We start from the raw sequence: 14,933 nt of genomic DNA, 5'->3' as shown, positions 1-14,933 counted from the left end.
AGGTGACCAAGCTGGGGAACGCTGATGGCTTACTCATATACTGAGAAAAAACGTATCCGCAAGGACTTTAGCAAGTTGCCGGATGTCATGGATGTGCCTTATCTCCTGGCCATCCAGCTGGATTCGTATCGCGAATTCCTGCAGGCAGGGGCGAGCAAGGACCAGTTCCGCGACATTGGCCTGCATGCGGCCTTCAAGTCTGTTTTCCCGATCATCAGCTATTCCGGCAATGCTGCTCTGGAGTATGTCGGTTATCGCCTGGGCGAGCCGGCTTTTGATGTCAAGGAATGTACGCTGCGTGGCGTAACCTATGCCGTGCCGTTGCGAGTCAAAGTCCGTCTGATCATTTTCGACAAGGAATCGTCGAACAAAGCGATCAAGGACATCAAGGAACAAGAAGTGTACATGGGCGAAATTCCGCTCATGACCGAGAACGGTACCTTCGTAATCAACGGTACCGAGCGCGTTATCGTTTCCCAGTTGCACCGTTCCCCTGGCGTGTTCTTTGACCACGACCGTGGCAAGACGCACAGCTCGGGCAAGCTGCTGTACTCGGCACGGATTATTCCTTACCGCGGTTCCTGGTTGGACTTCGAGTTCGACCCGAAAGACGCCGTGTTCGTGCGTATTGACCGTCGTCGCAAGCTGCCGGCTTCCGTGCTGCTGCGCGCACTGGGTTACAGCACTGAAGAAGTGCTGGACGCGTTCTATTCGACCAACGTATTCCATGTGAAGGGCGAAACCCTTAACCTGGAATTGGTGCCGCAGCGCCTGCGTGGTGAGATTGCCGTCCTCGATATCCTGGACGACAAGGGTAAGGTCATCGTTGAGCAGGGTCGCCGGATTACCGCGCGCCACATTAACCAGCTGGATAAGGCTGGTATTAAAGAGCTGGAAGTACCGATTGATTACCTGATCGGTCGTACCTCAGCCAAGGCCATCGTGCACCCGGCTACCGGCGAAATCATCGCTGAGTGCAACACCGAGCTGAACGTCGAAATCCTGGCCAATGTGGTCAAGGCTCAGGTTGTACGCATCGAGACGCTGTACACCAACGACATCGATTGCGGTCCGTTCATCTCCGATACCTTGAAGATCGACAGCACCACCAATCAGCTGGAAGCGCTGGTTGAGATCTATCGCATGATGCGTCCTGGCGAGCCACCAACCAAGGATGCTGCCGAGACCCTGTTCAACAACCTGTTCTTCAGCCCAGAGCGTTACGATCTGTCGGCTGTAGGTCGGATGAAGTTCAACCGTCGTATCGGTCGTACCGAGATCGAAGGTTCGGGCGTGCTGAGCAAGGAAGATATCGTTGAGGTGTTGAAGACCCTCGTTGATATCCGTAACGGCAAAGGCATCGTCGACGACATCGACCACCTGGGTAACCGTCGTGTTCGCTGCGTAGGCGAAATGGCCGAGAACCAGTTCCGCGTTGGCCTGGTGCGTGTAGAGCGTGCGGTCAAAGAGCGTCTGTCGATGGCTGAAAGCGAAGGCTTGATGCCGCAGGACCTGATCAACGCCAAGCCGGTTGCCGCTGCCGTTAAAGAGTTCTTCGGTTCCAGCCAGCTCTCGCAGTTTATGGACCAGAACAACCCACTCTCGGAGATCACCCACAAGCGCCGTGTTTCGGCTCTTGGTCCGGGCGGTTTGACCCGTGAGCGTGCAGGCTTCGAAGTCCGGGACGTACACCCGACCCATTACGGCCGTGTGTGCCCGATCGAAACGCCGGAAGGTCCGAACATTGGTCTGATCAACTCGTTGGCAGCCTATGCGCGCACCAACCAGTACGGCTTCCTCGAGAGCCCGTACCGTGTGGTGAAAGACACCCTGGTGACTGACGAAATCGTCTTCCTGTCCGCCATTGAAGAGGCCGATCACGTGATCGCCCAGGCTTCGGCGACCATGAACGACAAAGGCCAGCTGGTTGATGAGTTGGTGGCGGTACGTCACCTTAACGAATTCACCGTTAAAGCGCCTGAAGACGTCACCTTGATGGACGTGTCGCCTAAGCAGGTAGTGTCGGTTGCTGCTTCGTTGATTCCGTTCCTCGAGCACGACGACGCCAACCGTGCGTTGATGGGTTCGAACATGCAGCGCCAGGCTGTACCGACTCTGCGCGCTGACAAGCCGCTGGTAGGTACCGGTATGGAGCGCAACGTGGCGCGTGACTCCGGCGTTTGCGTCGTGGCACGTCGTGGCGGTGTGATTGATTCGGTGGATGCCAGCCGTGTTGTAGTTCGCGTCAATGACGACGAAGTTGAAACTGGCGAAGCCGGTGTCGACATCTACAACCTGACTAAGTACACCCGCTCCAACCAGAACACCTGCATCAACCAGCGTCCGCTGGTGAGCAAAGGTGACAAGGTTGAGCGCAGCGACATCCTGGCCGACGGCCCGTCCACCGATATGGGTGAGCTGGCGCTTGGGCAGAACATGCGCGTCGCGTTCATGCCGTGGAACGGTTACAACTTCGAAGACTCCATCTGCCTCTCCGAGCGCGTGGTGCAAGAAGATCGTTTCACCACTATCCACATTCAGGAACTGACCTGTGTGGCGCGTGACACCAAGCTCGGCTCGGAAGAAATCACTTCCGACATCCCGAACGTCGGTGAGTCTGCGCTGAATAAGCTGGACGAAGCAGGCATCGTGTATGTCGGTGCTGAAGTCGGTCCTGGCGACATTCTGGTCGGTAAAGTGACGCCGAAGGGCGAAACCCAGCTGACCCCAGAAGAGAAGCTGCTGCGTGCGATCTTCGGTGAGAAGGCGTCTGACGTTAAAGACACCTCCCTGCGTGTGCCGACTGGCACCAAAGGTACCGTTATCGACGTGCAGGTCTTCACTCGCGATGGCGTTGAGCGTGATGCGCGTGCCCTGTCGATCGAGAAGAGCCAGCTCGACGAGATCCGTAAGGACCTCAACGAAGAGTTCCGTATCGTTGAAGGTGCAACCTTCGAGCGTCTGCGTTCTGCTCTGGTTGGCAAGAAGGCCGAAGGCGGCGCTGGCCTGAAGAAGGGCGCAGAAGTCACCGACGAGTTCCTCGACGGCCTCGAGCGTGGCCAGTGGTTCAAGCTGCGTATGTCTGACGATGCGCTGAATGAGCAGCTGGAAAAGGCCCAGGCTTATATCTCCGACCGCCGTCAGTTGCTCGACGACAAGTTCGAAGACAAGAAGCGCAAGCTGCAGCAGGGCGATGACCTGGCTCCAGGCGTACTGAAGATCGTCAAGGTTTACCTGGCTATCCGCCGTCGCATCCAGCCGGGTGACAAGATGGCCGGTCGTCACGGTAACAAGGGTGTGGTCTCGGTGATCATGCCGGTTGAAGACATGCCGCACGACGTCAACGGTACGCCGGTCGACATCGTTCTCAACCCGCTGGGTGTTCCATCGCGTATGAACGTTGGGCAGATCCTCGAAACTCACCTGGGCCTCGCGGCTAAAGGGCTGGGCGAGAAGATCAACCGCATGCTCGAAGAGCAGCGCAAGGTCGCCGAGCTGCGTAAGTTCATGCAGCAGATCTACAACGAGATCGGTGGTCGTCAGGAAAGCCTGGATGAGCTGAGCGATCAGGAAATCCTCAAGCTGGCGCACAACCTCAAGGGCGGCGTGCCAATGGCTACCCCGGTGTTCGACGGTGCCAAGGAAACTGAGATCAAGGCCATGCTCAAGCTGGCAGATCTGCCTGAGAGCGGTCAGATGCAGCTGGTTGACGGTCGTACCGGCAACCTGTTCGAGCGTCCGACTACCGTTGGCTACATGTACATGCTGAAACTGAACCACCTGGTGGACGACAAGATGCACGCGCGTTCCACGGGTTCCTACAGCCTGGTTACCCAGCAGCCGCTGGGTGGTAAGGCGCAGTTCGGTGGTCAGCGCTTCGGGGAGATGGAGGTCTGGGCACTGGAAGCCTATGGCGCCGCCTACACCCTGCAGGAAATGCTGACCGTGAAGTCGGACGACGTGAACGGCCGTACCAAGATGTACAAAAACATCGTGGACGGTGATCACCGTATGGAGCCGGGCATGCCCGAGTCCTTCAACGTACTGATCAAAGAGATCCGTTCGCTGGGTATCGACATCGATCTGGAAACCGAATAACACGTGACGCGAATCGAGAGCGCGGCTGCATAGCCCGCTCTCTGCTCCGCCAGGAGGAAAGGCCTTGAAAGACCTACTGAATTTGCTGAAAAACCAGGGTCAAGTCGAAGAGTTCGACGCAATCCGTATTGCGTTGGCGTCGCCTGAGATGATCCGTTCGTGGTCGTTCGGTGAAGTTAAAAAGCCGGAAACCATCAACTACCGTACGTTCAAGCCTGAGCGTGACGGCCTGTTCTGCGCCAAGATCTTTGGCCCGGTAAAGGATTACGAGTGCCTGTGCGGTAAGTACAAGCGCTTGAAGCATCGCGGCGTGATCTGCGAGAAGTGCGGCGTTGAAGTGGCCCTGGCCAAGGTTCGTCGTGAGCGCATGGCGCACATCGAACTGGCTTCGCCAGTGGCGCACATCTGGTTCCTCAAGTCGCTGCCGAGCCGTATCGGTTTGCTGATGGACATGACCCTGCGTGATATCGAGCGCGTGCTCTATTTCGAGAGCTACGTGGTTATCGATCCAGGCATGACCACCCTTGAAAAAGGCCAGCTGCTGAACGACGAGCAGTACTTCGAAGCCCTCGAAGAGTTCGGTGATGACTTCGACGCCCGCATGGGTGCTGAAGCCGTTCGCGAACTGCTGCACGCGATCGACCTGGAGCACGAGATTGGCCGTTTGCGCGAAGAAATTCCGCAAACCAACTCGGAAACCAAGATCAAGAAGCTGTCCAAGCGCCTGAAGCTGATGGAAGCGTTCCTCGGTTCGGGCAACCTGCCTGAGTGGATGGTGTTGACCGTTCTGCCGGTTCTGCCGCCAGACCTGCGTCCGTTGGTGCCGCTGGACGGTGGCCGCTTCGCGACCTCGGATCTGAACGATCTGTATCGCCGCGTAATCAACCGTAACAACCGCCTCAAGCGCCTGCTCGACCTGTCCGCGCCGGACATCATCGTGCGCAACGAAAAGCGCATGCTGCAGGAAGCAGTCGACGCCCTGCTCGACAACGGTCGTCGCGGTCGCGCCATTACCGGTTCGAACAAGCGTCCATTGAAATCCTTGGCTGACATGATCAAGGGTAAGCAAGGTCGTTTCCGTCAGAACTTGCTCGGTAAGCGCGTGGACTACTCCGGTCGTTCGGTAATTACCGTGGGCCCAACCCTGCGTCTGCACCAGTGCGGCCTGCCGAAGAAAATGGCTCTCGAGCTGTTCAAACCGTTCATTTTTGGCAAGCTGGAAATGCGTGGTCTCGCCACCACCATCAAAGCTGCGAAGAAGATGGTTGAGCGTGAGCTGCCAGAGGTTTGGGACGTTCTCGCCGAAGTGATTCGCGAACACCCAGTGCTGCTTAACCGTGCACCAACCCTGCACCGTCTGGGCATCCAGGCGTTTGAGCCGGTGCTGATCGAAGGTAAAGCGATTCAGCTGCACCCGCTGGTCTGCGCCGCGTACAACGCCGACTTCGACGGTGACCAGATGGCCGTACACGTACCGCTGACGCTGGAAGCCCAGCTGGAAGCGCGCGCGTTGATGATGTCGACCAACAACATCCTGTCGCCAGCCAACGGTGAGCCAATCATCGTGCCGTCGCAGGACGTTGTACTGGGTCTGTACTACATGACCCGTGAAGCGATCAACGCCAAAGGCGAGGGTCGTGTGTTCGCTGATCTGCAGGAAGTTGACCGCGTATTCCGTGGCGGCGAAGCCTCGCTGCATGCTCGCGTTAAAGTGCGCATCAATGAAGTGATCAAAGATCGCGACGGCAGCATCACCAAGAACACCCGTATCGTCGACACCACTGTCGGCCGTGCGTTGCTGTTCCAAATCGTGCCGGCTGGCCTGTCGTATGACGTGGTCAACCACCCGATGAAGAAGAAGGCGATCTCCAAGCTGATCAACCAGTGCTACCGCACCGTTGGCTTGAAAGACACCGTGATCTTCGCTGATCAGCTGATGTACACCGGCTTTGCCTACTCGACTATCTCTGGTGTGTCGATTGGTGTGAATGACTTCGTTATCCCGGATGAGAAGGCGCGCATCATTGACGCCGCCACCGAGGAAGTTAAAGAGATCGAATCGCAGTACGCCTCCGGCCTGGTAACCCAGGGCGAGAAGTACAACAAAGTGATCGACCTTTGGTCCAAGGCCAACGACGAAGTCTCCAAGGCGATGATGGCCAACCTCTCGAAAGAGCCGGTAGTCGATCGCGACGGCAACACCGTTGAGCAAGAGTCGTTCAACTCGATGTACATGATGGCCGACTCCGGTGCGCGGGGTTCTGCTGCGCAGATCCGTCAGCTCGCCGGTATGCGTGGTCTGATGGCCAAGCCAGACGGCTCGATCATCGAAACGCCGATCACCGCGAACTTCCGCGAGGGTCTGTCGGTTCTGCAGTACTTCATCTCCACGCACGGTGCGCGTAAAGGTCTTGCGGATACCGCGTTGAAAACTGCTAACTCCGGTTACCTGACCCGTCGTCTGGTAGACGTTGCGCAGGATCTGGTGGTTACCGCGATCGATTGCGGCACCGAGCACGGTCTGCTGATGACGCCGCACATTGAAGGTGGCGACGTGGTAGAGCCGCTGGGTGAGCGCGTTCTGGGTCGAGTGATCGCCCGTGACGTATTCAAGCCAGGCACCGAAGACGTCATCGTGCCAGCTGGCACCTTGGTCGACGAGCAGTGGGTTGAGTTCATCGAGCTGAACAGCATCGACGAAGTTATCGTGCGTTCGCCGATCAGCTGTGAAACGCGCTACGGCATCTGCGCCAAGTGCTACGGTCGCGACCTGGCTCGTGGTCACCAGATCAACATCGGTGAAGCAGTCGGTGTTATCGCTGCTCAGTCGATCGGTGAGCCGGGTACCCAGCTGACCATGCGTACGTTCCACATCGGTGGTGCGGCTAGCCGGACCTCGGCGGCTGACAGCGTACAAGTTAAAAACGGTGGTGCGATTCGTCTGCACAACTTGAAGCACGTTGAGCGTCTCGACGGCAACCTGGTGGCGGTTTCCCGCTCCGGCGAGCTGGCGATTGCTGACGAGTTCGGTCGTGAGCGCGAGCGCTACAAGCTGCCGTACGGTGCTGTTATCTCCGTGAAGGAAGGTGACAAGGTTGACGCTGGCGCCATCGTCGCCAAGTGGGATCCGCACACCCACCCGATCGTTACCGAAATGAAAGGTACCGTGACCTACGTGGGCATGGAAGAAGGCATCACCATCAAGCGTCAGACCGACGAATTGACCGGTTTGACCAACATCGAAGTCCTCGATCCGAAAGATCGTCCGGCTGCCGGCAAGGACATTCGTCCTGCGGTGAAGATGGTTGGTGAAGATGGCAAAGATTTGCTGCTGCCAGGTACCGACGTACCGGCTCAGTACTTCCTGCCGGCTAACGCCCTGGTGGGTGTGGCAAACGGTGCTCAGGTGGGCGTGGGTGATGTAATCGCTCGTATCCCGCAAGAGACTTCCAAGACCCGTGACATCACCGGTGGTCTGCCGCGCGTTGCTGACTTGTTCGAAGCTCGTCGCCCGAAAGAAGCGTCGATCCTCGCGGAAATCAGCGGCACCATTTCGTTCGGTAAAGAAACCAAAGGCAAGCGCCGTCTGGTTATTACGCCGACCGATGGCAGCGATCCATACGAAGAGCTGATTCCGAAGTGGCGTCACCTGAACGTGTTCGAAGGTGAACAGGTCAACAAGGGTGAAGTTATCTCCGACGGTCCGAGCGACCCGCACGATATCCTGCGTTTGCTGGGTGTCAGCGCGCTGGCCAAGTACATCGTCAACGAGATTCAGGACGTGTACCGCTTGCAGGGCGTGAAGATCAACGACAAGCACATCGAAACCATCCTGCGCCAGATGCTGCGCAAGGTTGAAGTGGCTGAGTCGGGCGATTCCACCTTCATCAAGGGTGACCAGATGGAGTTGACCGCGGTGCTGGGTGAAAACGAGCGTCTGGCAGCAGACGATAAGTTCATCGCCAAGTACAACCGCGTGCTTTTGGGTATTACCAAGGCGTCGCTGTCCACCGAGTCGTTTATCTCGGCGGCCTCTTTCCAGGAAACCACTCGGGTTCTTACCGAAGCAGCGGTTACTGGCAAGCGCGATTACCTGCGTGGCCTGAAAGAAAACGTGGTTGTGGGTCGTCTGATCCCAGCCGGTACCGGTCTGGCCTACCACGCTGAGCGTAAGCGCAAGCGTGAAGCCGACAAGCCGGTACGTGTTAGCGCCAGTGAAGTGGAAGCTGCACTGACCGAAGCGTTGAACTTCAGCAGTAATTAAGTACAAAGCCCTGCTACTTCGGTAGCGGGGCTTTGTCTTGACTGGGGCGGTGAGTCTCATTAGACTCATGCACCCCTAAATTTGGCAGGGCACGTGCTCTGCCATTTTGTTTAGTAGGGTAATAGCGTCGCAAGACAACAGTGGAGCTTAAGATGGCAACTATCAACCAGCTGGTACGTCAGCCGCGTAAGCGTATCGTCGAGAAATCCGACGTGCCTGCGCTGCAGAACTGCCCGCAGCGTCGTGGTGTGTGCACTCGCGTGTATACCACTACGCCGAAAAAACCTAACTCGGCACTGCGTAAAGTATGCCGTGTGCGCCTGACCAACGGTTTCGAGGTTTCCTCGTACATCGGCGGTGAAGGTCACAACCTGCAAGAGCACAGCGTCGTTCTGATTCGTGGCGGTCGTGTAAAAGACTTGCCAGGTGTTCGTTACCACACCGTGCGCGGTTCGCTGGATACCTCCGGCGTTAAAGACCGTAAGCAGGGTCGTTCGAAGTACGGTACCAAGCGTCCGAAGTAATCGGCGCTTGTACTGAATAACGTGTTTCTATTTATCTGAGTCGATAAGAGTAAGGTCGGGCGTCCATCCGCAGCGGATGCAGTCCCGGGCTAACCTGAAGACCGTTTGAGGGCTTATCACATGCCAAGACGTCGTGTAGCAGCCAAGCGCGAAGTGCTTGATGATCCAAAATACGGAAGCCAAATCCTGGCCAAGTTCATGAACCACGTGATGGAAAGCGGCAAGAAAGCCGTTGCCGAGCGTATCGTTTATGGTGCTTTGGACAAGGTTAAAGAGCGCAAGAACAGCGATCCCCTGGAAATCTTCGAGAAAGCTCTCGACGCCATCGCTCCGCTGGTCGAAGTGAAGTCGCGCCGTGTAGGCGGTGCTACTTACCAGGTTCCGGTCGAAGTTCGTCCGTCCCGTCGTAATGCTCTTGCCATGCGTTGGTTGGTAGATTACGCCCGTAAGCGTGGCGAGAAGTCTATGGCTCTGCGCTTGGCTGGTGAGTTGCTGGATGCCGCTGAAGGCAAAGGTGCTGCAGTTAAGAAGCGTGAAGACGTGCACCGTATGGCTGAAGCCAACAAGGCTTTCTCGCACTACCGCTTCTAATTTTCGCGCTTCTAAATTTGCGAGGGCTTTATGGCTCGTATTACCCCGATTAGCCGCTACCGTAATATTGGTATCTGCGCCCACGTGGACGCCGGTAAAACCACTACTACAGAGCGTGTGCTTTTTTACACTGGCAAAAGCCACAAGATGGGCGAGGTGCATGATGGCGCCGCGACCACAGACTGGATGGTGCAGGAGCAGGAGCGTGGTATTACCATTACTTCTGCTGCTATCACCGCCTTCTGGAAAGGTTCCGAGAAGCAGTACAAGGACGAGCATCGCTTCAACGTTATCGATACCCCTGGCCACGTAGACTTCACCATTGAAGTTGAACGTTCCCTGCGCGTACTCGACGGCGCTGTCGTTGTGTTCTGTGGTACCTCGGGCGTTGAGCCTCAGTCGGAAACCGTATGGCGTCAGGCCAACAAGTACGGCGTCCCACGTCTTGTTTACGTTAACAAGATGGACCGTGCCGGTGCTGACTTCCTGCGCGTAGTTGAGCAGATCAAAAAGCGTCTGGGTCACACCCCGGTGCCGATCCAGCTGGCTATCGGCTCTGAAGACAACTTCCAGGGCCAGATCGATCTGATCAACATGCAAGCTGTTTACTGGGACGACGCTAACAAGGGTACCGTCCCTGTTCGCAAGGATATCCCGGCTGAGCTGTTGGCAGACGCTGAGAAGTGGCGCAGCAACATGGTTGAGGCTGCGGCCGAAGCCAATGAAGAGCTGATGAACAAGTACCTCGAGGGTGAAGAACTCACCATCGCGGAAATCAAGGGTGCTCTGCGTCAGCGTACTATCGCTGGTGAGATCGTTCTGGCTGTTTGCGGTTCTTCGTTCAAGAACAAGGGTGTTCCCCTGGTTCTCGACGCTGTTATCGACTTCCTGCCTGCGCCTAGCGATATTCCTGCCATCAAGGGTACTGACCCGGATGACGAGACTATCGAGTTGGAGCGTCATGCTACCGACGACGAGCCGTTCTCGGCGCTGGCGTTTAAAATCGCTACCGACCCATTCGTGGGTACCTTGACCTTCGTCCGCGTTTACTCGGGCGTGTTGAACTCCGGTGACGGCGTGATCAACTCGGTTAAGGGCAAGAAAGAGCGCGTGGGTCGTATGGTGCAAATGCACGCAAACGCCCGCGAAGAAATCAAGGAAGTGCGCGCTGGTGACATCGCGGCCTTGATCGGCATGAAGGACGTCACCACCGGTGAAACTTTGTGCAACGCTGACAAGCCAATCATCCTGGTTCGCATGGACTTCCCGGAGCCGGTTATTTCGGTTGCCGTAGAGCCTAAGACCAAGGACGATCAGGAAAAAATGGGTATCGCTCTGGGCAAGCTTGCTCAGGAAGATCCGTCTTTCCGTGTTAAGACTGATGAAGAGACTGGTCAGACGATCATCTCCGGCATGGGCGAGCTGCACCTGGACATCCTGGTTGACCGGATGCGCCGTGAGTTCAACGTCGAAGCCAACATTGGTAAGCCTCAGGTTTCTTATCGTGAGCGCATCACGAAGAGCTGTGAAATCGAAGGCAAGTTCGTTCGCCAGTCCGGCGGTCGCGGCCAGTTCGGCCATTGCTGGGTTCGCTTTGCCCCTGCTGACGAAGGTCAGGAAGGTCTGCAGTTCGTGAACGAAGTAGTGGGTGGTGTGATTCCTAAGGAATACATCCCGGCTATCCAGAAGGGTATCGAAGAGCAGATGAAGAACGGTGTTGTTGCCGGCTATCCGCTGATCGGCCTGAAGGCTACCGTGTTCGATGGTTCTTACCATGACGTCGACTCTAACGAGATGGCGTTTAAGGTGGCCGCTTCGATGGCAACCAAGCAGTTGGCCCAGAAGGGTGGCGGTGAGTTGCTTGAGCCGATCATGGCGGTAGAGGTTGTTACCCCTGAAGACTATATGGGTGACGTGATGGGCGACCTTAATCGCCGTCGCGGTATGATCTTGGGTATGGAAGACACGGTCTCCGGCAAAGTTATCCGCGCCGAAGTGCCGCTGGGTGAGATGTTCGGTTATGCGACCGACGTCCGTTCCATGTCTCAGGGTCGCGCAAGCTACTCTATGGAATTCAAAAAATACAATACAGCTCCGTCGCACATCGTCGAATCTGTAACCAAAAAACAAGGCTGATTCAGCCCTTTAGGCAAGGAGTTAATTGTCGTGGCTAAAGAAAAATTTGAACGTAACAAACCTCACGTCAACGTTGGCACCATTGGTCACGTTGACCACGGTAAAACCACGCTGACCGCTGCTCTGACTCGCGTCTGCTCCGAAGTATTCGGTTCTGCCGCTGTTGCTTTCGACAAGATCGACAGCGCGCCGGAAGAGAAGGCTCGTGGTATCACCATCAACACTTCGCACGTTGAGTACGATTCCACTATTCGTCACTACGCCCACGTTGACTGCCCAGGCCACGCTGACTATGTGAAGAACATGATCACCGGTGCTGCACAGATGGACGGCGCTATCCTGGTTTGCTCTGCAGCTGACGGCCCGATGCCACAGACTCGCGAGCACATCCTGCTGTCCCGTCAGGTAGGTGTTCCGTACATCGTCGTGTTCCTGAACAAGGCTGACATGGTTGATGACGCCGAGCTGCTGGAGCTGGTGGAAATGGAAGTGCGCGATCTGCTCAGCACTTACGATTTCCCAGGTGACGACACTCCGATCATCATCGGTTCTGCGCTGATGGCGTTGAACGGTCAAGATGACAACGAAATGGGCACTACCGCTGTTAAGAAGCTGGTAGAGGTTCTGGATACTTACATTCCTGAGCCAGTTCGTGCGATCGACAAGCCGTTCCTGATGCCAATCGAAGACGTGTTCTCGATCTCCGGTCGCGGTACTGTTGTTACCGGTCGTATCGAGCGCGGTATCGTCAAGATCCAGGAAGAAATCGAGATCGTTGGTCTGCGTGACACCACCAAGACCACCTGTACCGGTGTTGAAATGTTCCGCAAGCTGCTCGACGAAGGTCGTGCTGGTGAGAACTGTGGCGTTCTGCTGCGTGGTACCAAGCGTGACGACGTAGAGCGTGGCCAGGTTCTGGTTAAGCCGGGTTCGGTTAAGCCACACACCACCTTCACTGCAGAAGTGTACGTGTTGGGCAAAGAAGAAGGCGGTCGCCACACTCCGTTCTTCAAGGGCTATCGTCCTCAGTTCTACTTCCGCACTACCGACGTAACCGGTAACTGCGAACTGCCGGAAGGCGTAGAGATGGTAATGCCAGGTGATAACGTTCAGATGACCGTTACCCTGATCAAGACCATCGCTATGGAAGAAGGTCTGCGTTTCGCCATTCGTGAAGGTGGTCGTACCGTCGGCGCCGGCGTCGTAGCCAAAATCATTGCGTAAGTGATGGTTTAAGAAAAAGCCCTCGCTTGCGAGGGCTTTTTTATTGGGTTGACACCTGCTAGGGGCGTCTATAGAATCACGCCTCCTTTTAACGGGCGTATTGCGTCCGTTGGGAATAGCAGCTTGGAATCTGAGGTCAAAATGCAAAACCAACAAATCCGTATTCGGTTGAAGGCTTTTGACCATCGCCTGATCGATCAATCAACCCAGGAAATCGTGGAAACCGCGAAACGTACTGGTGCTCAGGTGCGTGGTCCTATTCCTCTGCCTACCCGCAAAGAGCGGTTCACCGTACTGACTTCACCGCACGTCAACAAAGACGCGCGCGATCAGTTCGAGATCCGTACTCATAAGCGTGTTCTGGACATCGTCCAGCCGACGGATAAAACCGTTGATGCGCTGATGAAGCTTGATCTTGCGGCTGGTGTGGAAGTGCAGATCAGCCTCGGCTAAGACCGCTTTAGGTTTTAGTCGTGTAACGCTCTGAAATGGGCGGCCATAGCGGGTGAAAGCCCCGTACACTCATGAGGTTACAACATGACAATTGGTGCAGTCGGACGTAAGTGCGGTATGACCCGCATTTTCACCGAAGAAGGTGTCTCCATTCCGGTTACGGTCATTGAGATCGAGCCGAATCGCGTCACTCAGTTCAAAACTGAAGAGACCGATGGCTATCGTGCAGTGCAAGTCACTGTCGGTGAGCGTCGCGCTTCTCGTGTCAGCAAGGCGCAAGCCGGTCACTTCGCTAAGGCGAACGTCGCGGCAGGTCGCACTGTTATGGAATTCCGTCTTGAAGAAGGCGAGTACCAGGCGGGCGACGTAATCAACGCTGAAATATTCCAAGCTGGTCAACTGGTGGATGTCACTGGTCAGTCCAAAGGTAAAGGCTTTGCCGGTACCATCAAGCGTTGGAACTTCCGCGGCCAAGACAACACTCACGGTAACTCCGTGTCCCACCGTGTTCCGGGTTCTATTGGCCAGTGCCAGACTCCAGGTCGCGTATTCAAGGGCAAGAAAATGTCCGGTCACATGGGTGCTGAGCGCGTGACTGTGCAGTCCCTGGAAGTAGTGCGCGTCGATGCTGAGCGCAACCTGCTGTTGGTCAAGGGTGCCGTTCCTGGCGCTACTGGCGGCAACTTGGTTGTTCGTCCGGCAGCCAAGGCTCGCGGTTAAGGGGAAGCTGACATGCAATTAAATGTAAATGGCGCTCAAGCAATCGAAGTATCCGAAGCCACTTTTGGCGGCGCATACAACGAGACCCTGGTTCACCAAGCAGTTGTGGCCTACATGGCCGGCGGCCGTCAGGGCAGCAAGCAGCAGAAAACCCGTTCTGATGTGTCCGGTGGCGGTAAGCGTCCATGGCGTCAGAAGGGTACCGGTCGTGCTCGTGCGGGTACCACTCGTGGTCCAATCTGGCGTGGCGGTGGTGTGACCTTCGCGGCTCGCCCACAGAATCACGATCAAAAGCTGAACAAGAAGATGTATCGCGCGGCCATCCGCTCGATTCTTGCTGAGCTGGTTCGTACTGATCGTATGATCGTTGTCGAAGACTTCAGTGTTGAAGCTCCGAAGACTAAAGATCTGCTGAACAAGCTCAATGGCATGGGTCTGACCGACGTGTTGATCGTGTCCGATGCTATTGATGAAAATCTGTACCTGGCTGCACGTAACCTGCCGCACGTTGAAGTTCGCGATGTGCAGGGTTCCGATCCGGTCAGTCTGATCGCGTACGAGAAGGTGTTGGTCACCGTATCTGCCGTGAAGAAATTCGAGGAGCTGCTGGGATGAACCAGGAACGCGTATTTAAAGTGCTGCTTGGCCCGCACATCTCCGAGAAGGCAACACTTCTGGCTGATAAAAAAAGCCAATTCGTTTTCAAGGTTGCAATTGATGCAACCAAGCTGGAAATCAAGAAGGCCGTCGAAAGCCTGTTCAGTGTGAACGTTGCTGCTGTCAACACCGTGAATGTTCTCGGTAAGACTAAGCGCACCGCTCGTGGTCTGGGCAAGCGTAACGACTGGAAGAAAGCGATCATTTCGCTTGAGCCAGGCCAAGATCTCGATTTCGCCAGCAGTGCTGAGTAAGGAAGGGGTGCA

The 14,933-nt window shown here is 56.1% G+C and carries 10 protein-coding genes; all 10 read left to right on the top strand.

Annotated features, from left to right (window positions below):
* Positions 1-24 precede the first annotated feature (24 nt).
* The 10 genes from rpoB to rplW all read left to right on the top strand — a co-directional run bounded on the left by rpoB (position 25) and on the right by rplW (position 14,921).
* Positions 25-4,098, top strand: a complete 4,074-nt coding sequence (gene rpoB, locus Q0V31_RS03540) for a DNA-directed RNA polymerase subunit beta (protein ID WP_298184559.1) — start codon at positions 25-27, stop codon at positions 4,096-4,098.
* A gap of 64 nt (positions 4,099-4,162) precedes the next feature.
* Entirely contained in the window at positions 4,163-8,362 is a 4,200-nt protein-coding gene (rpoC, locus tag Q0V31_RS03535; RefSeq protein ID WP_298184557.1) for a DNA-directed RNA polymerase subunit beta', read from the top strand.
* Between the two features lie 152 nt (positions 8,363-8,514).
* Complete coding sequence (rpsL, locus tag Q0V31_RS03530; protein WP_003463319.1) at positions 8,515-8,886, top strand: 30S ribosomal protein S12; 372 nt, start codon at positions 8,515-8,517, stop codon at positions 8,884-8,886.
* Between the two features lie 120 nt (positions 8,887-9,006).
* Positions 9,007-9,477, top strand: coding sequence for a 30S ribosomal protein S7 (gene rpsG, locus Q0V31_RS03525; RefSeq protein WP_073269011.1), 471 nt, complete (start codon positions 9,007-9,009; stop codon positions 9,475-9,477).
* A gap of 30 nt (positions 9,478-9,507) precedes the next feature.
* A complete protein-coding gene (gene fusA / locus Q0V31_RS03520; protein ID WP_298184552.1) occupies positions 9,508-11,613 on the top strand; it encodes an elongation factor G in 2,106 nt (701 codons plus the stop codon).
* A gap of 30 nt (positions 11,614-11,643) precedes the next feature.
* Positions 11,644-12,837, top strand: a complete 1,194-nt coding sequence (tuf, locus tag Q0V31_RS03515) for an elongation factor Tu (RefSeq protein WP_298184550.1) — start codon at positions 11,644-11,646, stop codon at positions 12,835-12,837.
* A gap of 141 nt (positions 12,838-12,978) precedes the next feature.
* On the top strand, positions 12,979-13,290 hold the full coding sequence (gene rpsJ / locus Q0V31_RS03510; RefSeq protein ID WP_010486970.1) for a 30S ribosomal protein S10: 312 nt from the start codon (positions 12,979-12,981) through the stop codon (positions 13,288-13,290).
* Between the two features lie 84 nt (positions 13,291-13,374).
* On the top strand, positions 13,375-14,010 hold the full coding sequence (gene rplC / locus Q0V31_RS03505) for a 50S ribosomal protein L3 (protein ID WP_298184548.1): 636 nt from the start codon (positions 13,375-13,377) through the stop codon (positions 14,008-14,010).
* 12 nt (positions 14,011-14,022) lie between these two features.
* Entirely contained in the window at positions 14,023-14,625 is a 603-nt protein-coding gene (rplD, locus tag Q0V31_RS03500; RefSeq protein WP_274087706.1) for a 50S ribosomal protein L4, read from the top strand.
* Positions 14,622-14,921 carry a 50S ribosomal protein L23 gene (gene rplW, locus Q0V31_RS03495; RefSeq protein ID WP_274087707.1) on the top strand — a complete coding sequence of 100 codons (300 nt, stop codon included), beginning with the start codon at positions 14,622-14,624 and terminating at the stop codon, positions 14,919-14,921. The genes rplD and rplW overlap by 4 nt, the downstream gene beginning before the upstream one ends.
* Positions 14,922-14,933: the final 12 nt, after the last annotated feature.

This window comes from uncultured Pseudomonas sp. (assembly GCF_943846705.1).
Classification (GTDB): Bacteria; Pseudomonadota; Gammaproteobacteria; order Pseudomonadales; family Pseudomonadaceae; genus Aquipseudomonas.
This window is presented reverse-complemented; position numbering and strand designations above follow the sequence as displayed.

What these genes read in the sequence shown, in the direction of transcription:
- rpoB (WP_298184559.1), top strand. Translation starts at nt 25, where the DNA reads ATGGCTTACTCATATACTGAGAAAAAACGTATCCGCAAGGACTTTAGC.
- rpsL (WP_003463319.1), top strand. Translation starts at nt 8,515, where the DNA reads ATGGCAACTATCAACCAGCTGGTACGTCAGCCGCGTAAGCGTATCGTC.
- rpsG (WP_073269011.1), top strand. Translation starts at nt 9,007, where the DNA reads ATGCCAAGACGTCGTGTAGCAGCCAAGCGCGAAGTGCTTGATGATCCA.
- fusA (WP_298184552.1), top strand. Translation starts at nt 9,508, where the DNA reads ATGGCTCGTATTACCCCGATTAGCCGCTACCGTAATATTGGTATCTGC.
- rpsJ (WP_010486970.1), top strand. Translation starts at nt 12,979, where the DNA reads ATGCAAAACCAACAAATCCGTATTCGGTTGAAGGCTTTTGACCATCGC.
- rplC (WP_298184548.1), top strand. Translation starts at nt 13,375, where the DNA reads ATGACAATTGGTGCAGTCGGACGTAAGTGCGGTATGACCCGCATTTTC.
- rplD (WP_274087706.1), top strand. Translation starts at nt 14,023, where the DNA reads ATGCAATTAAATGTAAATGGCGCTCAAGCAATCGAAGTATCCGAAGCC.
- rplW (WP_274087707.1), top strand. Translation starts at nt 14,622, where the DNA reads ATGAACCAGGAACGCGTATTTAAAGTGCTGCTTGGCCCGCACATCTCC.